The 19,739-nt window shown below is 32.4% G+C and carries 16 protein-coding genes; 11 read left to right on the top strand and 5 right to left on the bottom strand.

The window, feature by feature from the left end; all coding sequences use genetic code 11:
* Positions 1–99: 99 nt before the first annotated feature.
* Positions 100–2,157, bottom strand: coding sequence for a M16 family metallopeptidase (locus BFJ87_RS16620; protein WP_077407319.1), 2,058 nt, complete (start codon positions 2,155–2,157; stop codon positions 100–102).
* A gap of 4 nt (positions 2,158–2,161) precedes the next feature.
* The gene (locus tag BFJ87_RS16615) at positions 2,162–3,484 is read right to left on the bottom strand and encodes a M16 family metallopeptidase (RefSeq protein ID WP_077407316.1); all 1,323 of its coding nucleotides are present in this window, start codon (positions 3,482–3,484) and stop codon (positions 2,162–2,164) included.
* A 291-nt stretch (positions 3,485–3,775) separates the two neighbouring features.
* Here BFJ87_RS16615 and rplU point away from each other — a divergent pair, with 291 nt between their 5' ends.
* From rplU to BFJ87_RS16590, 5 genes are all read left to right on the top strand, one after another.
* Positions 3,776–4,414 (top strand): 50S ribosomal protein L21, encoded by a 639-nt coding sequence (gene rplU / locus BFJ87_RS16610; RefSeq protein WP_013620597.1) that lies wholly within the window; start codon positions 3,776–3,778, stop codon positions 4,412–4,414.
* A gap of 42 nt (positions 4,415–4,456) precedes the next feature.
* Complete coding sequence (gene rpmA / locus BFJ87_RS16605) at positions 4,457–4,717, top strand: 50S ribosomal protein L27 (protein ID WP_077407313.1); 261 nt, start codon at positions 4,457–4,459, stop codon at positions 4,715–4,717.
* Between the two features lie 139 nt (positions 4,718–4,856).
* Positions 4,857–6,437 (top strand): tetratricopeptide repeat protein, encoded by a 1,581-nt coding sequence (locus BFJ87_RS16600; RefSeq protein ID WP_077407310.1) that lies wholly within the window; start codon positions 4,857–4,859, stop codon positions 6,435–6,437.
* A 173-nt stretch (positions 6,438–6,610) separates the two neighbouring features.
* Entirely contained in the window at positions 6,611–9,469 is a 2,859-nt protein-coding gene (locus tag BFJ87_RS16595; protein WP_171974526.1) for a TonB-dependent receptor, read from the top strand.
* 10 nt (positions 9,470–9,479) lie between these two features.
* Entirely contained in the window at positions 9,480–10,499 is a 1,020-nt protein-coding gene (locus tag BFJ87_RS16590) for a phytase (RefSeq protein ID WP_077407393.1), read from the top strand.
* Positions 10,500–10,575: 76 nt separating this feature from the next.
* Here the strand turns inward: BFJ87_RS16590 and BFJ87_RS16585 are convergent, their stop codons facing one another.
* Positions 10,576–11,679 carry an SDR family oxidoreductase gene (locus tag BFJ87_RS16585; RefSeq protein WP_077407307.1) on the bottom strand — a complete coding sequence of 368 codons (1,104 nt, stop codon included), beginning with the start codon at positions 11,677–11,679 and terminating at the stop codon, positions 10,576–10,578.
* 102 nt (positions 11,680–11,781) lie between these two features.
* On the bottom strand, positions 11,782–13,098 hold the full coding sequence (ahcY, locus tag BFJ87_RS16580) for an adenosylhomocysteinase (RefSeq protein ID WP_077407305.1): 1,317 nt from the start codon (positions 13,096–13,098) through the stop codon (positions 11,782–11,784).
* A 130-nt stretch (positions 13,099–13,228) separates the two neighbouring features.
* Between ahcY and BFJ87_RS16575 the strand changes: the two genes are divergently transcribed.
* The 5 genes from BFJ87_RS16575 to BFJ87_RS16555 are packed head-to-tail and all read left to right on the top strand — an operon-like array spanning position 13,229 to position 16,832.
* On the top strand, positions 13,229–13,864 hold the full coding sequence (locus BFJ87_RS16575; RefSeq protein WP_077407302.1) for a 4'-phosphopantetheinyl transferase family protein: 636 nt from the start codon (positions 13,229–13,231) through the stop codon (positions 13,862–13,864).
* Positions 13,865–13,893: 29 nt separating this feature from the next.
* Complete coding sequence (locus BFJ87_RS16570; RefSeq protein ID WP_077407298.1) at positions 13,894–14,154, top strand: thiamine-binding protein; 261 nt, start codon at positions 13,894–13,896, stop codon at positions 14,152–14,154.
* Complete coding sequence (gene pnuC / locus BFJ87_RS16565; protein WP_077407295.1) at positions 14,138–14,776, top strand: nicotinamide riboside transporter PnuC; 639 nt, start codon at positions 14,138–14,140, stop codon at positions 14,774–14,776. The genes BFJ87_RS16570 and pnuC overlap by 17 nt, the downstream gene beginning before the upstream one ends.
* A complete protein-coding gene (locus BFJ87_RS16560) occupies positions 14,731–15,297 on the top strand; it encodes an AAA family ATPase (RefSeq protein WP_077407292.1) in 567 nt (188 codons plus the stop codon). The genes pnuC and BFJ87_RS16560 overlap by 46 nt, the downstream gene beginning before the upstream one ends.
* Positions 15,294–16,832, top strand: coding sequence for a DUF4301 family protein (locus tag BFJ87_RS16555; protein ID WP_077407288.1), 1,539 nt, complete (start codon positions 15,294–15,296; stop codon positions 16,830–16,832). The genes BFJ87_RS16560 and BFJ87_RS16555 overlap by 4 nt, the downstream gene beginning before the upstream one ends.
* Here the strand turns inward: BFJ87_RS16555 and BFJ87_RS16550 are convergent, their stop codons facing one another.
* Entirely contained in the window at positions 16,833–17,204 is a 372-nt protein-coding gene (locus BFJ87_RS16550; protein WP_077407285.1) for a VOC family protein, read from the bottom strand.
* A 286-nt stretch (positions 17,205–17,490) separates the two neighbouring features.
* Between BFJ87_RS16550 and BFJ87_RS16545 the strand changes: the two genes are divergently transcribed.
* Entirely contained in the window at positions 17,491–19,716 is a 2,226-nt protein-coding gene (locus BFJ87_RS16545) for a TonB-dependent receptor (protein ID WP_077407283.1), read from the top strand.
* Positions 19,717–19,739: the final 23 nt, after the last annotated feature.

Here is a 19,739-nt window from a genome sequence, read left to right as displayed (position 1 = left end):
TTTTAGTTCTTAAAATTTGAACGGTTAATCTAAATAAAATCATAAAAAAAAGCTGTCTAAAATAATTTAGACAGCTTTATAAATTTAATATCTAGTGCATTATTTAAAATCTTCAGCAGTAACACCTTCGTTAACTTTTATTTCAGTTACGTTAAAGTCAAACTTCTGTGGTCCCATTGCTTGTTTCCAAATAAAAGGGAATTGCACTCCAGAGACTTCTTTGTAGTCTGTGTAGCTAATAGTAGCGCTACCTTGTGGAGTTGTTGTAATATCTGCAATTTTTAATCCTGTTTTGGTGTTGTAAGCTGCAGATTTTGTATCGTTAAACTTAACAACATAGGCTTTAGTGCCATCAAAATCTTCAATACCCTTTAAAGTTGCTTCACCATTTAAAAAATTAAGTTCTGGAAAAGGAGCAGATTCTGCTTTAATGGCAGATATTTGAGCCTCTTGCATATCCATTTTACGACCTTGAATAACCATAAATCCGCTGTCACCATCTAATACTTGCTTACTTACAGAGTTACCCATCATACTAACATTTTGCATAAATTGATTGCTAGTAGTTTTTTTAATTTCTAACAATAACTCTTGTCCTTGTACTGCTGCTTTAGCTTTTATGTAATAAGATGTTATGCTTTCTAATTTAGCTTTACCGCCAATTGCAGCTATATAATCTGCTAATACTTTGTTTGCATCTACACCCTCAGGAACAGCAACATCATATTTAGGTTTTTCAACAGCGTTTCCATATCTATCAAAATATTTAACAGGTACAGATTGGCCTTTAAAAGTAACTTTTTCTAGGTTTTCTAAAACTTCACTTCCTTTACCAGTAACCACTATACGAGCGTTAGAAGATTTAAAATATTTTTTAGCAGCATTTTCTACGTCTGCAACAGTTATGGCATTTACTTTTTCTAAGTAAGTTTTATAGTAATCTTTGTCTAAACCTTCGGTTTCTATGTTTAGGGCGTAGTTAGCCATAGTGCTAGGTTTTTCTAAAGCCATAATAAAGTTTCCTATGTAAGCTGCCTTAGCTGCGCTAAGTTCTTCTTCAGAAACTGGTGTAGAGGCTATTTTATCAATTTCAGATAAAATTTCTACAACGGCACTATCTGTAACAGCATTACGTACGCTAGCAAAAGCTCTAAATCTAGATACCGAGTTTTTATCGTTTCCAATACTAGAGTAGGACCCATATGTGTATGCTTTGTCTTCTCTTAGGTTTAAGAACAATCTACCAGATCCGCCGCCACCTAATATACGGTTAGCCATTAATGCGGCAAGGTAATCAGGGTCGTTCTTTTTAAGGTTTACTAAGTTTTCTACAGCTATTTCAGATTGTACTGCGTTAGGTGCATCAACAAAGTTAATTTGTGTGTACTGCACATCTTTAGGTGTTGGTAAAGAAAAAGAAGGAGGAGTTGCTTTTGTCCAGCCAACAAAATTCTCTTTTATTAACTTTTTAACCTCTTTAAAATTTACATCACCAATTATAACCATATATGCATTGGCAGGTACAAAATAATCGTTATAAAATTGCTTTACATCTTGTAAGGTAATGTTGTTAATAGTTTCTTCTGTTACTTGCTCGCCATAAGGGTGCTTTTGCCCGTAAGCTAAAGTGCTTTGTACTTTGCTAGCAATACTAGAAACGTTTTTTTCATCTGCTTTTAAACCAGTTAAGATCTTTTCTTTTTCTTTGTCAAACTCTTCTTGTGTAAAGTTAGGGTTAATACTTGCGTCTGCCATTAGCTCTACAATTCTAGTAAAGTATTTAGATAATGCAAATGCAGAAGCACTTTCAGATCCAAAAGACATACTTGCTCCCATAAAGTCTAGCTCTTCATTAAAATCGTCTTTAGAGATAGATTTAGAGCCGTTTCCTAGTAAGCTAGATACAAATGAGCTAACACCAGCTTTATTACCTTCTGCAACAGGAGGATTGTCTATAATTAATTGTATAGAAACTCTTGGTAATTTATGGTTTTCAACAACTAGAACTTTTAATCCATTTTTAAGTTCAAAACGTTGTGGTTCAGATAAATTTATTTCTGGTAGTGGACCAGCCTCTGGCATTTTACTACGGTCTACTTGTGCTTGTAGGTTAAAAGCAATTAGTGCTATAACCAATAACGAATATATTTTTTTCATTTTCTTAGTTTTCAGGTTTTGCAACAGGTAAATATTCTAATTCTACGCGTTGGTTAGGCTTAAGGTATTTATTGGCTACATTTTTAATGTCTTCTCTTGTAATAGCTTTGTAAATCTCTATTTCTGTATTAATTAAATTTGTGTCACCAAACAACATATAGTTTCTTGCCAAAGAATTAGCAATACCTTCTACGCCACTGTTAGAGTTAACAAAGTTGTTCTCGAACTTGTTTTGTAATTTTTGGTAATCTTTCTCGGAAATTAATTCAGTTTGCAATTTTGCAATTTCTTTATCAAATTCAGCAATTAAATCGTTTAAAGAGGTGTTTCCTAATGGTAATGCACCAATGATATAAGAGCCATAATCTTCTTGAGAATTGTTAAAAGCAAAAACCTGTAAAGCCATTTTTTTGTCATCTACCAAGCTCTTGTATAGTTTAGAACTTTTTCCGCTAGTTAAGTATGTAGATATCATATCTAAAACATAAGCATCTTTTTCTGTATTTGCAGGAGTTCTGTAAGCAGTAAAAATAGCTGGTATTTGTATGTTTGGATCGTTATAAGAGGCTTTAATTGTGCTAGTAATAGGCTCTTCTGTGTATTTGTTTCTTTTAATTTCTTTACCTCTTGGAATTGGACCAAAATAGTCTTGAATCATTTTTTTAGTGCTATCAACCTCAAAATCACCGGCAACTACTAAAACGGCATTATTAGGCACGTAGTAAATTTTATTGAAATCTTTAAAATCTTCTAGTGTAGCGTTAGCTAAGTGCTCTAAAGATCCAATAGTTTGCCATCTGTAAGGGTGATTTTTAAATAGATTAATACCAATTTGCTCTCTAAATTTTCCGTACGGCGAGTTGTCTACACGCATACGCTTTTCTTCCTGTACAACTTCTTTTTGTGTGTCTACACCTATTTGGTTAATAACTGGGTGCATAAGTCTTTCGGACTCTAACCATAAACCTAATTCTAATTTATTAGACGGAAAAACTTCGTAGTAATAAGTACGGTCTTGAGTTGTATTGGCATTGTTAGATCCTCCGTTAGAAGAAACTATTTCCATCCATTTTCCGCGTTCAATATTTTTTGTTCCTTCAAATAGTAAGTGTTCAAAAAAGTGAGCAAATCCTGTTTTTTCTGGGTTTTCATCTTTAGCGCCTACATGATACATAACAGATGTTGTTACAATAGGAGCAGTGTTGTCTTGATGCAAAATAACGTGCATACCGTTATCAAGATCATATTCTTCAAAAGCAACCTGTTGTGCTTGCATTGTTAATGCGGCACAAAATAGGCTTGCCGATAGGAATAAATTTCTTTTCATTTTTAATAGTGTTTTATTTAGTTACTTCATAGGTCTAAAATTAATAGATTTGTTACAGTTTTAGCTAAAAAAATATAAATAATTAAGAAACCCCTTTCAGTATTAAGTGGTAAAGCCTTTAAAAAATTAGGTAAAAACAGAAATAAAATATACTTATTAATGGTGGTAAAAAGTGTACTGTCTTTTTTTTGTAAAATAGCTTGTATGTTAAGGAATTAGCAGTATATTTGCATCCGCTTATTTAGGTAGGCAAGTTCATTAAATTAAACATAATTAATTAATACACAAGCTATGTATGCAATTGTAGAGATAGCAGGGCAGCAATTTAAAGTTGCGAAAGATCAAAAAGTGTATGTTCACCGTTTACAAACAGAAGAAGGTCAAAAGGTAACTTTTGATAACGTTCTTTTGTTAGAAAATGGAAAGGACATTACTATTGGCGCCCCAGCTATAGACGGAGCCGCTGTTGAGGCAAAAGTCGTGAAGCACCTTAAAGGTGACAAAGTTATTGTCTTTAAAAAGAAAAGACGTAAAGGGTATAAAGTGAAAAATGGTCACCGTCAGTATTTAACGGAGATTGTTATTGAAAACATTTTAGCCTCTGGAGCCAAAAAAGCTGCTCCAAAAAAAGAAGCTGCTCCTAAAAAAGCAGAAGCTAAAAAAGCTGCACCAAAGAAAGCTGCAAAAGCAGACGACTTAAAAAAGGTTGAAGGAATTGGACCTAAAATTGCAGAAACATTAGCTGCAGCAGGCATATCTACTTTTGCTGAGTTAGCAAAAACAGATGCTGCTAAAATTTCTGAAATCATTGCTGACGTTCGTGGTAATCACGTAACTGATACTTGGCCAGCACAAGCTAAATTAGCTGCTGAAGGTAAATGGGATGAGTTAAAGAAATGGCAAGATGAATTAGACGGTGGTAAAGCATAATTGCATTATCATTTAAGTATAACAAAATAAAACCTAGAAATTATGGCACATAAGAAAGGTGTTGGTAGTTCGAAAAACGGTAGAGAATCAGAATCGAAACGTTTAGGAGTTAAAATTTTTGGTGGTCAGGCAGCTATTGCAGGAAACATTCTTGTAAGACAGCGTGGTACTAAACATAATCCAGGAGATAATGTTTATGCTGGTAAAGACCATACTTTACACGCCAAAGTAGATGGTATTGTAAAGTTTCAGAAAAAAGCAGGCGGTAAGTCTTTTGTTTCTATAGAGCCTTTTGAGGCTTAAGAAATTAGCTTAAAATTATATAATTAGCTCTTCCTTTTACAAGGAAGGGCTTTTTGTGTTTTGTTATTTACATAAAAATAACAGCCAATTAATAATTAAGAAATTTAGAAAAAATACCTTTCTGGTTTGTTTAATTATTATGAAACTTTTTTTTTCTTCTGTTGTTATATTCTTTTTTGTTTATCAAGTAAAAGCACAAGTTGTTTCTGCGGAGTTTGTAAAGTTAGATAGTTTAGGAGGTGCTTTTAAAGAACTAAATAAAAGTCTAAAAAAAGCTAAGGAAACAAATAACAGTTATGGTATAGCATTAGCACACTACAAATTAGCTGTTTTTTGTAAAAATAATAATGCTTATACAGAGGCTTTGCATCAAAATAATGAAGCTCTGGTATTGCTCCAAAGTAAAAAAGATACATTAGTTGTAAATGTTTTAAACCAAATAGGAGCTTTACATTTAGAACTTAAAAATTACAATTACGCTAAGGATTATTTTGCAAAAGCAATTACACAAGCAACTAGGTTACAAGATTCGGTAGCACTTGCTTTTTCAACCTCAAATTTAGGTAGTTGTTATGAAAAGCAACATAATTATGTAGAGGCTTTAAATTATCAAAATAAGAGTCTTAAGCTGTATAAGCAACTAAATAACAGTAGCGGTCTGGCTATTGTAAATGAAAATATTGGTAGTATTTATGAGGATTTAGAAGACTACAAGCTTGCCAAATTTTTTTTTGAAAAAGCATTAGCTTATGCAAAAACAAGAAAAGAGGCTAGGCTAGCCAACATATATAATAATTTAGGCGATGTTTATAGAAAAACAGATAATTTATCTAAGGGATTAGAGTTTACAAAAAAATCCTTAGAGTCTGCCATAAAAACTAATAGTAGTGCAGATATAGCAAGCGCATATAAAGACTTGTCTAAAAATTATAATTTACAGGGAGATTATAAAAAAGCCCATAATTATTTACAGTTGTTTGTTGCGCTAGACACTAAAAATAGTAAACAGCAAAATACAAATCAGGCTAGTGCGCTACAGCATATCTACAATTCTAAAGAAAAGGAATCGCAAATAGCATACTTGCTGCAAGTAAATAAGGTAAATAGGGCACAAAATATAATATTGGTTATACTGGTTGTAACGGTGTTTGTTTTAAGTTTAACTTGGTTTATGTATGTTCAGAAAAAAAGAAGACACACTCTTAAGGAACAAGATTATAAACAGCAATTATTAAAAATAAAATTAGATAAAAAGCAAGCAGAAGAGGAAACTTTGCAAAAAGAGGTGTACATAAAAACAGCTGCTTTATCCAGGTATAGTTTGCATTTGTCTCAAAAAAATAAAATGTTGTCTAACTTATCTCAAACATTAAAAAATAGTCTTCAGCGTTCTAATATAGATTTAAAGCGTAAATTAAAAACACTTATAAAAGAAATTGATTTTAATTTGTCTCAAGAAAAAGAATGGGATGAGTTTATGTTGTTTTTTAAAGAAATTCACCCAAGTTTTATAACTAAAATTAGTGCGGCTGCACACTGTAAATTATCTCCGGCAGAGTTAAGGCTCTGTATTTTGCTAAAGCTGAATTTATCTTCTAAAGAAATTGCCTCAATATTAAGGTTAACACCAGATAGTGTACGAGTGTCTAGATACAGGTTAAGAAAAAAATTACCTATTAATGCCAAAGAGGAATTGGGTGCTTATTTAACCACTTTTTAGAGTGTATATATGCAAATATTTTTTTTTAGTTATGGGTATGTAAATTAATCCTTATTGTTGCCTTGTTGTTTCCTTACTATTCTTGTCTTGTTGCCTTTTTGTTTCCATTAAAAAAATGTGCTATGTATTTGATAAACATATTTTTGGAGAACAAATAAACAACTAAAATAAAAATGAAAAACTATTTAAAAACTAAGATTTTATTTCTAATTGTTGCTCTGTGTAGCGCAGCTGCAATGGCTCAAAATGGAAATGTTTCGGGAACAATTTCTGATGAAAACGGAATTTATGTTCCTGGTGCATCTGTAATGATTACGTCTTTAAAAAAAGGAGCTGTAACAGATTTTGATGGGCACTTTTCTTTGGTAGACATTCCTGTTGGTACCTATGAGCTAAAAATTACATATTTGGGTTATGCAGACAGTAAGCAAAGTGTTACGGTAAGCGCAAATAATACAACAGCAGTTTCTATCTACTTACAACCAAAAAGTGTAGAGTTAGATGGTGTAGAAGTTATGGGTTATGGTTTAGGTAGCCAAGCCAAAGCATTAAATACACAAAAAAATAATTTAAACATTACTAATGTAGTATCTACAGATCAGATTGGGAAATTTCCTGATGCAAATATAGGAGATGCTGTAAAGCGTATTTCTGGTATTACAATGCAGGTAGACCAAGGTGAGGCGCGTAATATTATAATTCGTGGCTTATCTCCACAATTAAACTCTGTTACATTAAATGGTAGTCGTATTCCATCTGCAGAAGGAGATAATAGAAATGTTCAAATGGATTTAATTCCTGCAGATATGATACAAACCATTGAAGTAAGTAAAGCAATTACACCAGATATGGATGCTGATGCACTTGGTGGTTCTGTAAATTTAATAACTAGAACATCTCCACAAGGTTTTAGGTTATCTGCAACTGCAGGATCGGGGTTAAATTTTATTACAGATAAAGCAATAATTAATGGTTCTTTCTTGGTTGGTGACCGTAGTAAAGATGGTAAGTTTGGTTACATGTTATCTGCATCTTATAATAACAGCGATTTTGGTTCGGACAATGTAGAAGCAGATTGGACAAATGAGTTTGAGTATTACACTGGCGTAGATGATATAGAAGGAGAGCCTATTTTAAACCAAGTAGATGTAGATCCTTACACCAAAGAATTTCAGCAAAGAGAATATCTTGTGCAGCGTATAAGGCGTAGTTTTTCGGCTAATATGGACTATAAGTTTGATGTTAATAACACCGTATTTCTTAAAACTATTTACAATTGGAGAGATGATAGAGAAAATAGATTTAGGTTGTCTTCAGAAATTTTAGATGCAGAAGATATACAACTTGAAGATTTTACAGTAACTAACGGTATGCTTACTCGTTTTCCTGCAGAAGTTGCACGCGAAACTAAAGGAGGTATTAATAACAGTAGAAATAAAAACAGACGTTTAGAGGATCAGCGTATGCAAAACTATTCACTTGGTGGCAAGCATTTGTGGGGAGATTTAAAAGTAGATTGGTTAACTTCTTTTGCAAAAGCATCTGAAGAAAGGTTAAATGAAAGGTATTTGGTTTATGCCACAGAATATTCAGTTTTAAATGATAATTTTAATACTAAATTTCCAATAATGACTGCAGAAAATGTAAATGATGCAGCATTAGATAATTTTGAGTATGATGAAATTACTGAAGAAAATCAATTTACAAAAGAAGAAGATTTTAATGCATTTGTTAATTTTCAATTGCCTTCAAATATCTTTGGCCAAGGAGATGGCGCTGTAAAGTTTGGAGCTAGAGCTCGTTTAAAAACAAAGTTAAGAGATAACAATTTTTTTGAGTTTGATTTAGAAGATGCGTACCCTACATTAAGCGCTACAAGAACTAATAATTTATCTGATACAGATTTTTTAGCAGGCAGTAAATACCAAATTGGATCTTTTACAAGTCAAGATTGGTTAGGAGATTTAAATTTAGTAGATGGTGAGTCAGTACCAGATGAGTTTTTAAGAGAAAATTATAACGTAGATGAAAATGTATTTGCTGGTTATGTAATGACAAATCAAAAATTATCTAAAAAATTAGATGTTTTGGTTGGGCTTCGTTTAGAGAGTACTAAAATTACGGCAACAGGAAACCGAATTGCTGATGAAGAAAATCTAGAAGGAGAAATTACAGAAGAAAGTTCATATACAAATGTTATGCCTGGTGTACATTTTAAATATGCAATATCTAATGCTACAATACTGCGTTTTGCCTGGACAAATACTTTGGCAAGACCTAATTATGCAGATTTAGTACCGTCTGTAGATGTTATTTCTGGTGATGAGGCAATTGTACTTGGTAACCCTAAATTAGATGCAACTACAGCTATGAATTTTGATGTAATGGCAGAACATTACTTTGCTAATGTTGGGTTGCTTTCTGGAGGTGTTTTTTACAAAGACATAGATAATTTTATTTACACTTTTGTTGGTGAAACTATAGATGATACTTACGGAGCAGATACAAGTGGGTTTGATGTTTACCAACCATTAAACGGAGAAGGAGCACGTATTTTTGGAGCAGAATTTGCTTTTCAGCGTCAGTTAGATTTTTTACCTGGCTTTGCTAAAGATTTAAGTGTTTATTTAAATTATACTTACATATCTTCTTCTGCAGATGGTATTATAAATGAAGATGGTGATGAACGAGAAAATGTAGATTTGCCTAATACAACACCTAACACTTTTAATGCTTCTTTGGCGTATAATACCAAACGCTTTTCTGCAAGGTTGTCTTCTAATTTTTCAGATAGTTATATTGATGAGTTGGGCGGTAACGAGTTTGAAGATAGGTATTATGATAAACAGTTTTTTCTAGATTTTAATGCAACATATAAGGTAAATAGCAATTTAAGTATTTATGCAGATTTAAATAACATTACAGATCAACCATTACGTTATTTTCAAGGAGTTAAAAACAGAACACAACAGGTAGAGTACTATGGGCAAAGGTTAACTTTTGGTTTAAAGTATGATTTGTTTAAAAAATAAATTCCTAAAAATGAATAAATACATAAACTATATAGGGGTAATGGTTGTTGTGCTTGCATTTGCTTGTAAAGAAAATAGTTTGCCTGTAATAGCTCCAAATGTTATCACAGAAAAAACTAAGAATGATACAGATGACCCCGCTATTTGGGTTAATCCTAAAAATCCAGAAAAAAGTATTGTTTTTGGAACAGATAAAGAAACTGATGGCGGAGTATATGCTTTTGACTTAAATGGGAAAATAATTAAGAACAAAAGTATTACCGGAGTAAAAAGACCAAACAACGTAGATGTGGCTTATAATTTTAAAATAAACGATTCTACCTTTACAGATGTTTTGGTTTTTACAGAACGAGAAAAACAACAAATTAGGATGTTTTCTGTGCCAGATATGATGCCTTTGGATAACGGTGGTTTTTCAGTTTTTAAAAATGAAAAAAATGTAGAATACACACTTCCAATGGGTGTAGGTTTGTATACCTCTTCTGTAGATAATACATTGTATGCTATTGTAGGTCGTAAAAACGGTCCTAAAAATGGTTATTTACATCAGTATAAATTAAGTACAGACACAACCGGTGTTGTGCAGTCTACCTTGGTACGTAAGTTTGGTGCTTTTAGCGGAAAAAAGGAAATAGAAGCAATAGCTGTAGATAGTGAACAGGGTTATGTGTATTACTCTGATGAGCAACACGGTATACGCAAATATTATGCAGAGCCAACAAAAGGTGATAAAGAAATTAGCTGTTTTGGAGGCGAGTTGTTTTTATCAGATATAGAAGGTATTGCAATTGCAAAGCAAGCTAAAGGAAAGGGTTATATAATAGTATCTGATCAGCAAAAAGGGCAGTTTAATATTTTTTCTAGAGATACAAATAAGTTTGTAAAAGCTGTTAACTTGTCTACAACAGAAACTGATGGTTGTGATGTTGTAACAGTGCCTTTAAGTAACGTATTTAAAAACGGATTGTTTGTTGCAATGAACGATGCTAAAGACTTTTATTTTTATGACTTAGCTAAACTGGGGCTATAAAAAAATACTAGGTTGTTACAATAACAAAAGGGATAACATAGAATGTTATCCCTTTTGTTATTGTAATGTGGTTATACTACCATTTCTGATTTCTAAAATTTTTAAGCTTTGCAAACTCTACTGTGTTGCCTAAATATTGTTCTAAGTCGTACTTAGGTATAGGTAAAATGCTTTCTAGCAAAGAGGTGTCCCATTCATATGGTTTAGACGTTAAGTACGGGTTTAAGTGCACGCCAATAGTCTCGTAATAAAATTGTTCTAATTTAGATTCGAAGCCTGCTGCTTTAGTAATAATATCTTGTGTTATATTGTATGAGGTAAAATCTACCGTATCTAAAATTTTAGAAATACCTTTTGTTATGTTGGTAGCTTTGTTATGTACAATATTTAGTTGTTGTACATTGGTGTCAAAAACCTTAACAATAACTTTGGCAGCATAATCTGTTGGTATAATGTTTAACCCACTATCTGCATTTGCAGTAATTCTTATATGCTCTTTTGATGGGGTGTTGTAAAAGAACTTTGCAAATAGGTAAAACACCATATACTTAGAAATAAAGTAACTAGGATTATCCATAGCATTACCACCTAACACACTAGGTCTTAGTATTTGTAGTGGTATGTTATTTTCCTTACTCTTTTGAGTTAAAAACTTTTCAGAAGCGTGCTTAGATGCTTCATAAAAATTACGGTAAGTTCCGCCTTCAATTTCTATATAATCATCGCCAATAATGCCGCCTAAATCACCAATAGAAAAAGCAGTGCTTATATAAATAAACTTTTTTAAATACGGTAAATATGCGTTGTAAATAGACTTGGTGAAATTAAAATTTTCTTCAAAAATTTCATCTTTATTTGCAGGGTCTACCGACAGGTTTACAAAGCCAGCAGAATGTATAAAGTAATACTTTTCTTGTTGGTTTAGGTAAGTGGCGGGGTTTAGGATATCTGTTGCATCTACAACCTTAATTTTAGAGGTAACAGCTTCTAAATTATCTTTTATAAACTGCGGAGCATATTCGCTTTTTAGCATATTTATAACTCTTTCAAGTGGTGCAGTTAAACCTTTTTTACGAACCAAAAGATACACTGTATTAATTTGGTTGTATTTAGTTTCAAAAAGAGTGTGTAGCACTTTAGAGCCTAATGTACCCGTTGCTCCTGTTAAGATAATGTTCATTTATAAAGTTGTATAAGTGAGGTTGGTGTATAAAAAAAGCTCTTTTCCAAATAGGTTTATATATGAGGAAAAGAGCTAAGTTATTTTATAATGCTAAAAGAATTAGTATCTGTAATGCTCTGGTTTAAACGGTCCTTCTACAGTTACACCTATATAGCTGGCTTGCTCTTCACGTAATTCTGTAAGCTCAACGCCAATTTTAGCTAAGTGTAATTTAGCTACTTTTTCATCTAAAGCTTTTGGTAGCATATAAACATCATTTTTATAAGCATCAGCATTGGTCCAAAGTTCTATTTGTGCCAAAGTTTGGTTTGTAAATGAGTTACTCATAACAAAGCTAGGGTGACCCGTAGCGCAACCTAAGTTAACTAAACGGCCTTCTGCAAGAATTATAATGTCTTTGCCATTAACCGTGTACTTGTCTACCTGTGGTTTAATAGTGTTTTTAGTGTTGCCAAAATTACTGTTTAGCCAAGCCATATCTATTTCATTATCAAAATGACCTATGTTACAAACAATAGTTTTGTCTTTCATAGCTTCAAAATGACGCCCTTGTACAATGTCTTTGTTACCTGTAGTTGTAATAACAATATCTGCATTACCAACAACAGTCTCTAATTTTTTTACTTCAAAACCGTCCATTGCAGCTTGTAGTGCGCAAATAGGATCTATTTCTGTAACAGTTACTATAGAACCTGCACCTTTAAAAGAAGCAGCAGTACCTTTACCAACATCACCATAACCACAAACTACAACACGTTTACCAGCTAACATAACATCTGTAGCTCTGCGTATAGCATCTACTGCAGACTCTTTACAGCCGTATTTGTTGTCAAATTTAGATTTGGTAACAGAATCGTTTACGTTAATAGCTGGCATTGGTAAAGTTCCGTTTTTTACACGCTCGTAAAGTCTGTGAACACCAGTTGTAGTTTCTTCAGATAAGCCATTAATACCTTCTGCAAGTTCTGGGTATTTATCTAAAACCATATTGGTTAAATCTCCACCATCATCTAAAATCATATTTAATGGCTTTCTTTCTTCGCCAAAAAATAAAGTTTGCTCTATGCACCAGTCAAACTCTTCTTCTGTCATATCTTTCCAAGCGTAAACAGCTGTTCCTGTTGCAGCAATTGCAGCAGCAGCTTGGTCTTGCGTAGAAAAAATGTTACATGAACTCCAAGTAACCTCTGCACCTAAAGCTTGTAAAGTTTCTATTAAAACAGCAGTTTGTATAGTCATATGCAAACAACCAGCAATTCTAGCACCTTTAAGAGGCTGAGAATCTTTGTACTCTTCTCTTAAAGACATTAAACCTGGCATTTCTGCCTCAGCTAATTCAATTTCTTTTCTTCCCCAATCTGCTAGAGAAATATCTTTTACCTTATTTGGTACGTAAGCAACTGTATTTGAGCTCATTTTTTCTTTTTTTCGTATTTTTAATAAAAAGAAACACTTTGGTGTAGCGTTTTAAATAGTTAAATTCGCTTACCAATACTATTTCATTTGCCTTAAGCAGTGCAAAGATACTAATATCTTAAATAATGCTATGCCTCTTTACAAAACTATAACAGTAAACAATACCACAAAGCTCTACATTTGGAAAATAGAAGAGTCTGAGGCGGAATTAGCTGAGCCAATTGCACTTACAGATCATTGCCAAAACAGATTAAGCGGAATGAAATCTGACATGCACAGAAAAGGGTTTTTAAGCATAAGGCATTTGCTTAAACAAGCTGGTTATACAGATTTTGATTTAAGGTATGATGAGGTAGGAAAACCACATTTAAATGATGGTAATTTTATATCAATAACACACTCACATCACTTTACAGGAATTATTGTTAGCAAGACAGATGAGGTTGGAGTTGATATAGAAATGCAGAGAGATAAAATTTTAAAAATTGCACATAAATTTACTCCAATTGAAGAGTACAAAACCATAGCAAATGTATCTGCATTAACCCAAAAACTAACTATAGTTTGGGGAGCAAAAGAATCGCTCTATAAAATTTATGCGCAAAAAGGATTAAGTTTTTTGCACCATATAAACGTAAAAGATTTTACGTTTGTAGATGAGCAAACAACAGCAGAGATATTATACCAAGGTGTATCTACATTTTATAAAGTTGCGTTTTTAGAATTTGAAGGCTTTACTTGTGTATATGCGTTAAAAACGGCGTAGAGTTACTAATTTATCAAACAAATTTTACAATGAATATATCTGTTGAACTTACATTTTCACCACTTCAGGATACTTTTGAGGAGCACATAATTAATTTTATTAAAAAACTAAGAGCATCCGGATTAACAATCTTAGAGAACCCGTTAAGTACCCAAGTTTACGGAGATTATGATGAGGTAATGCGTATTTTAAAAACGGAAATTAAAGAAGCATTTGAGTTAATGGACAAAGGGCTACTTTTTATGAAAATTGTAAAATCTGATAGAAGCGATTATGAGCCACATTTTTGATTGGATTTTTGCGCAATATAATGGCGTGCCAACACATTTAATAGTTTTAGAATCTATAGGTGTTTTATTTGGGTTGCTAAGTGTTATTTACTCTAAAAGAGAAAACATATTGGTTTTTCCTACAGGTATTATTAGCACCGCTATTTTTGTATATATTTTACTGGTATATGAACTTTTAGGTGATATGATGATAAATGCATATTATTTTTCTATGAGTATCTATGGTTGGTATGTTTGGACAAGGAAAGTAGATGCTAATCATTTTGTGCCAATAACCACAACAACGGTTAAAGACAAAATGTGGTCTGCTATTTTATTTACTATTACTATTGCTTTTGTAACGTTAGTTTATTTGTTTTTTAATAAATTTAATAGTTGGACGGCTTATGTAGATACATTTACTACAGCAATTTTCTTTGTAGGTATGTGGTTAATGGCAAAAAAGAAGATAGAAAATTGGATATATTGGATTATAGGAGATGTTATTTCTGTTCCCCTATATTTGTATAAAGGTCTTGTTTTTACAGCATTACAATATTTTGTATTTATGGGAGTAGCAATTTTAGGATATTTAGCATGGAAGAAAAGTATAGGCAAAAGCCCACAGACATTGTTAAAGTAGTTTTGTTTGGGCCAGAGTCTACTGGTAAAACTACACTCTCTGAACAATTAGCAAGACATTACCACTCTGTTTGGGTGCCAGAATATGCTAGAGAATATTTGCAAGATAAATGGAACAATGAGCGTAAAACCTGTGAACCTAAAGACCTTCTGCCAATAGCAGAAGGACAAATGAAATTAGAAAACAAACTGGCAGAAAAAGCTACAGATGTGCTTATTTGTGATACAGATTTGTTAGAAACTAAAGTATACTCAGAAGCTTATTACATTGGAAGCTGTGATCCGGTTTTAGAAAAATATGCGTTAGAAAATACCTATGATTTATACTTTTTAACGTATATAGACGTTCCTTGGGAGGCAGATGATTTAAGAGACAAGCCAGGGGAGCGCCAAGAAATGTTTAATTTTTTTAAACAAACATTGCTTAAGTATAATAGGAATTTTATTACTTTAAGGGGCGGTAAAGCAGAAAGACTAGCTACAGCAGTAGCAGTAATAGACAAAATACTAGAAAATAGATGAATTTTACAGATATAGATTTAAAGCAATTTGCAGCAAAAGGAATTACGAAGGAAAAGGTTTTAGCGCAAATAGAAACCTTTAAAGAGGGGATACCTTTTGTAAATTTATCTAAGGCAGCCGTTGTTGGTGATGGTATTTTAAAGTTTACTTTAGAGGAAGAAGAAGAATTAATTTCTTTATTTGAAAAAGAGCGTAAAGAAAAAGAATTGCTAAAGTTTACCCCTGCATCTGGTGCGGCTACTCGAATGTTTAAAGCTTTGTTTGCTTTTTTAGAAGTTTATGACCCTAAAAAACAAACGCTACAAGAGTACATAAATACATCAAAAGATGGTGCTATCAAGGCTTTTACAGAAGGATTAAAAAACTTCCCTTTTTATAAAGATGTAAAATCGCGCATAGGAAATAATTTTTCTTCTACAGGAGAAGAGGTTTATGCTTTTGTAAAAGAACTATTAGCAGAAGATAAATTAAATTATGGTTTTTATCCTAAAGGATTATTGCCTTTTCACAACTATAAAAATCAAATTATAACTCCGTTTTACGAGCATTTAAAGGAGGCAGCGTTATATGCTGCTACTAATAAAAAAGCAAAATTACACTTTACAATTTCTGAGCAACACCAACAGATGTTTTTAAATAAAGAGAATGAGGTGTTAGAAAAAGTAAAAGAAGAAACTGGCGTTAGTTTTGATGTAGATTATTCTTTTCAAAAAATAGAAACAGATACCATTGCTGTAGACATAGATAACATTCCTTTTAGATTAAAAAACGGAAGTTTGTTATTTAGACCAGGAGGTCACGGTGCACTTATTGAAAATTTAAATGATAAAAATGCCGATGTAATTTTTATAAAAAATATAGATAATGTTATTGTTGAGGAACATTTAGAAACCATAGCTAATAGTAAAAAAATGCTAGCTGGTTTTTTATTAAAAGTTCAGAATAAAGCGTTTAAATATGCTTCAATTTTAGACAATAATGATGTTGATGATGATTTAATAAATGAAATTAGATTGTTTTTAAAGGAGGAGTTAAATGTCAGGTTTAAAAATGGATTTATTCACTTAGGAAAAGAAGATCAAATAGCACTTTTAAAAAATCATATAAACAGGCCAATTAGAGTTTGTGGTATGGTAAAAAACCTAGGAGATCCAGGTGGTGGACCATTTTGGATTAAGGATTATCAAGAAAACGTGTCTTTACAAATAGTAGAGTCAGCACAAATAAATACGTCCAATTTCAATCAGTCTAAAATATTGCAAAATGCAACTCATTTTAATCCGGTAGATTTAGTTTGTGGCGTTAAAAATTACAAGGGAGAAAAATATAATTTGTTAGACTTTGTAAATGAAAAGCAAGGTTTTATAACAGAAAAAACAAAAGAAGGAAGGCCTGTAAAGGCTTTAGAGTTGCCTGGTCTTTGGAACGGAGCAATGGCATATTGGAACACTATTTTTGTAGAGGTGCCAAGTATTACTTTTAACCCAGTAAAAACAGTAAACGATTTGCTTAAATCTGCTCACCAACCATTGTAATTACACGTGTTGGTCTAGTAGAATAGGATTGCCATCTGGGTCTATAATAATTAAGTTTGCAGGTCCTGTAGTGTTCTCATCTGCTTTTGAGCTCGGCTCAAGTCCAGCTGCAATTAACTGTTTTTGTATGTCTCTAATATCATCATAATTTGTAATTGTATTTGCATTTTGGTCCCAACCAGGATTAAATGTTAGCATATTTTTATCAAACATTCCTTCAAACAAACCAATAATGCTGTTTTCGTTTTTAAGTATTAGATACTTTTTATCAATTTCACCAGCAAAAACACTAAAACCTAATTTTTCGTAAAAAGCTTTAGATATTTTTATGTCTTTTACGCTTAAACTTATAGAAAAAGCTCCTAATTTCATAATGTACATTTTGTTGTTGTAGTTAATAAAATTAACTTTTTTTTATGATTACAAGAAAGTGTGCCCTACATTTGCTGTCATCTCAAAGGGGTGCTTATTAGTTTAGGCTGAGATTATACCCAACGAACCTGAGCGGGTAATGCTGCTAAGGGAAGTAATAGTTAGCATTTTATAAATGTTAACTAGGTTAAATGGCAATTATAATTAAATGGAGTTTGCCACTCAAAAAAAAATCTATACAATTTAATAAAAATAACAACCCCTTTTATTTGTAATACTATTACGAATGAAAAAAAACTGTGTTAAATGCAATGCTACTACGCATAAGCAACAAAGCAACAACAGGCAATTTTACTTAAAAACATTAAGTACAACTTTTGCTGTGTTAGGATTAGCTTTTTCTGGTATTGCACAAGAAAAAGAAATAGATACCCTAGAGGGTAAAAAGGTGGTCTTGGATGAAGTTTTAGTCTCTGGAGTACGTGTAACAAAGCAATCGCCAGTTACATTTACTAACTTAACCAAAGAGCAATTTAAATCCCGTAATTTAGGTCAGGATATACCAATTTTAATGAACTTTTTACCAGCAGTAGTTACTACATCAGATGCTGGTGCAGGAGTTGGTTATACAGGTATTAGAGTACGTGGTACAGACGCTACGCGTGTAAATGTTACCATAAATGGTATACCTTATAACGACTCTGAGTCTCACGGTACTTTTTGGGTAAATATGCCAGATTTTGCCTCTTCTACAGAAAATTTACAATTACAAAGAGGTGTTGGTACATCTACTAACGGTTCTGGTGCTTTTGGAGCCAGTTTAAATATTTTAACAGATGCTGTTTCTACAGATGCATACGGACAAGTATCTACATCTATTGGTAGTTTTAATACGTTAAAAAACAATATTAAATTTAGCACAGGTTTATTAAATAATCACGTAGAAATTTCTGGTAGGTTATCTAGAATTGCTTCAGATGGTTATGTAGACAGAGCTTCGTCTAACCTAGAATCTTACTTTTTGCAGGCTGCTTACGTAGATGATAACACTTTAATAAAGGCATTACTTTTTGGTGGACATGAGGTTACGTATCAATCTTGGGATGGTATAGATAGAGAAACATTAAAAAAAGACAGAACATACAACCCAGTTGGTGCTTATCAAGATGAAAATGGTGTAACTCAGTTTTATGACAATGAAAATGATGATTACAAGCAAGATCATTTTCAGTTATTGTGGAACGAGCAAATTTCTGATGCTTGGTCTACTAACTTGGCATTGCATTATACAAAAGGACGTGGTTTTTTTGAACAATATAAAGAAGATGAAGACCCTGCAGATTATAATGGGATTGTAGCTGGTTTTAACGGAACAGATGTTACAGATTTAATTAGAAGAAGATGGTTAGATAATGATTTTTATGGAACCACTTTTTCTATTAATTATAATGAAAGCAACCTTAGCCTTATTGTAGGTGGTGGTTATAATAAGTATGAAGGAGATCATTTTGGAGAAGTAATTTGGGCTCAACAATTTGCAGTTAATGGTGGTTTTGAAGATCGTTATTATGATGATACTTCTACTAAAACAGATTTTAATACCTACACTAAATTAAATTATAATGTAGATGAGAAATGGAGTCTTTTTGGAGATGTACAATACAGAAGAGTTGGTTATAAGGCTAACGGAGAAGATACAGGTTTGGTTAATGATACGTTTAACTTTTTTAACCCAAAAGCTGGTGTAACATTTAACTTAAATAAAAATAATAATTTCTATGCTTCTTATGCTGTGGCAAACAGAGAGCCTAACAGAAATGATTATGAAAGTGGTAACCCTAAACCAGAAAAATTAAATGATTATGAGTTAGGTTGGCGTTACGTAACTTCTAATGTGCAAGTAAATACAAACTTATATTATATGGGTTATAAAGATCAGTTAGTTGTTACGGGTGAGTTAAATGATGTAGGAGCTCCGCTCAGAGAAAATGTTGGAGATAGTTACCGTTTGGGTATAGAGGTAGATGCTAATATTGTTTTTAGTGATCAGTTTTCTGCTAGACCAAACATTGCTATAAGTAGTAATAAAAATAAAGATTTTTTTACAGATAGAGATGGTGGTGTGCAAGACTTAGGAGATACAAATATTGCCTATTCTCCTAGTGTAGTTGCGGGAAACATTTTTACTTATGCACCAAAAGAGAACATAAAATTATCTTTTTTATCTAAATTTGTAGGCGAACAATACTTAAGTAACACAGATACAGAAGACTCTAAATTGGATAGCTATTTTGTAAACGATTTTAATGTGGCTTACGAGATAAAATTTAATAAAATATTTAAGTCCGTTGTCTTAACCGGACTAGTAAATAATGTTTTTAATAAAAAATATGTATCTAACGGATACACGTATTTAAATAGTTGGGACACTCCTGGCACTACTTTTGAAGTACAAGGTTATTACCCACAAGCAGGTACTAACTTTTTAGTGGGTGCAACATTTAATTTTTAAGATTTGAACACTAACCATGTTTA

Source organism: Cellulophaga omnivescoria, from assembly GCF_001999725.1.
Classification (GTDB): Bacteria; Bacteroidota; Bacteroidia; order Flavobacteriales; family Flavobacteriaceae; genus Cellulophaga; species Cellulophaga omnivescoria.
Note: the sequence above shows the minus strand (reverse complement) of the source record. Positions and strands in the feature narration are given on the sequence as shown.

What these genes read in the sequence shown, in the direction of transcription:
- BFJ87_RS16600 (WP_077407310.1), top strand. Translation starts at nt 4,857, where the DNA reads ATGAAACTTTTTTTTTCTTCTGTTGTTATATTCTTTTTTGTTTATCAA.
- BFJ87_RS16560 (WP_077407292.1), top strand. Translation starts at nt 14,731, where the DNA reads ATGGAAGAAAAGTATAGGCAAAAGCCCACAGACATTGTTAAAGTAGTT.
- BFJ87_RS16585 (WP_077407307.1), bottom strand. Translation starts at nt 11,679, where the DNA reads ATGAACATTATCTTAACAGGAGCAACGGGTACATTAGGCTCTAAAGTG.
- BFJ87_RS16620 (WP_077407319.1), bottom strand. Translation starts at nt 2,157, where the DNA reads ATGAAAAAAATATATTCGTTATTGGTTATAGCACTAATTGCTTTTAAC.
- BFJ87_RS16615 (WP_077407316.1), bottom strand. Translation starts at nt 3,484, where the DNA reads ATGAAAAGAAATTTATTCCTATCGGCAAGCCTATTTTGTGCCGCATTA.
- BFJ87_RS16595 (WP_171974526.1), top strand. Translation starts at nt 6,611, where the DNA reads ATGAAAAACTATTTAAAAACTAAGATTTTATTTCTAATTGTTGCTCTG.
- BFJ87_RS16550 (WP_077407285.1), bottom strand. Translation starts at nt 17,204, where the DNA reads ATGAAATTAGGAGCTTTTTCTATAAGTTTAAGCGTAAAAGACATAAAA.
- rplU (WP_013620597.1), top strand. Translation starts at nt 3,776, where the DNA reads ATGTATGCAATTGTAGAGATAGCAGGGCAGCAATTTAAAGTTGCGAAA.
- rpmA (WP_077407313.1), top strand. Translation starts at nt 4,457, where the DNA reads ATGGCACATAAGAAAGGTGTTGGTAGTTCGAAAAACGGTAGAGAATCA.
- BFJ87_RS16590 (WP_077407393.1), top strand. Translation starts at nt 9,480, where the DNA reads ATGAATAAATACATAAACTATATAGGGGTAATGGTTGTTGTGCTTGCA.
- BFJ87_RS16570 (WP_077407298.1), top strand. Translation starts at nt 13,894, where the DNA reads ATGAATATATCTGTTGAACTTACATTTTCACCACTTCAGGATACTTTT.
- BFJ87_RS16575 (WP_077407302.1), top strand. Translation starts at nt 13,229, where the DNA reads ATGCCTCTTTACAAAACTATAACAGTAAACAATACCACAAAGCTCTAC.
- ahcY (WP_077407305.1), bottom strand. Translation starts at nt 13,098, where the DNA reads ATGAGCTCAAATACAGTTGCTTACGTACCAAATAAGGTAAAAGATATT.
- BFJ87_RS16545 (WP_077407283.1), top strand. Translation starts at nt 17,491, where the DNA reads ATGAAAAAAAACTGTGTTAAATGCAATGCTACTACGCATAAGCAACAA.
- BFJ87_RS16555 (WP_077407288.1), top strand. Translation starts at nt 15,294, where the DNA reads ATGAATTTTACAGATATAGATTTAAAGCAATTTGCAGCAAAAGGAATT.
- pnuC (WP_077407295.1), top strand. Translation starts at nt 14,138, where the DNA reads ATGAGCCACATTTTTGATTGGATTTTTGCGCAATATAATGGCGTGCCA.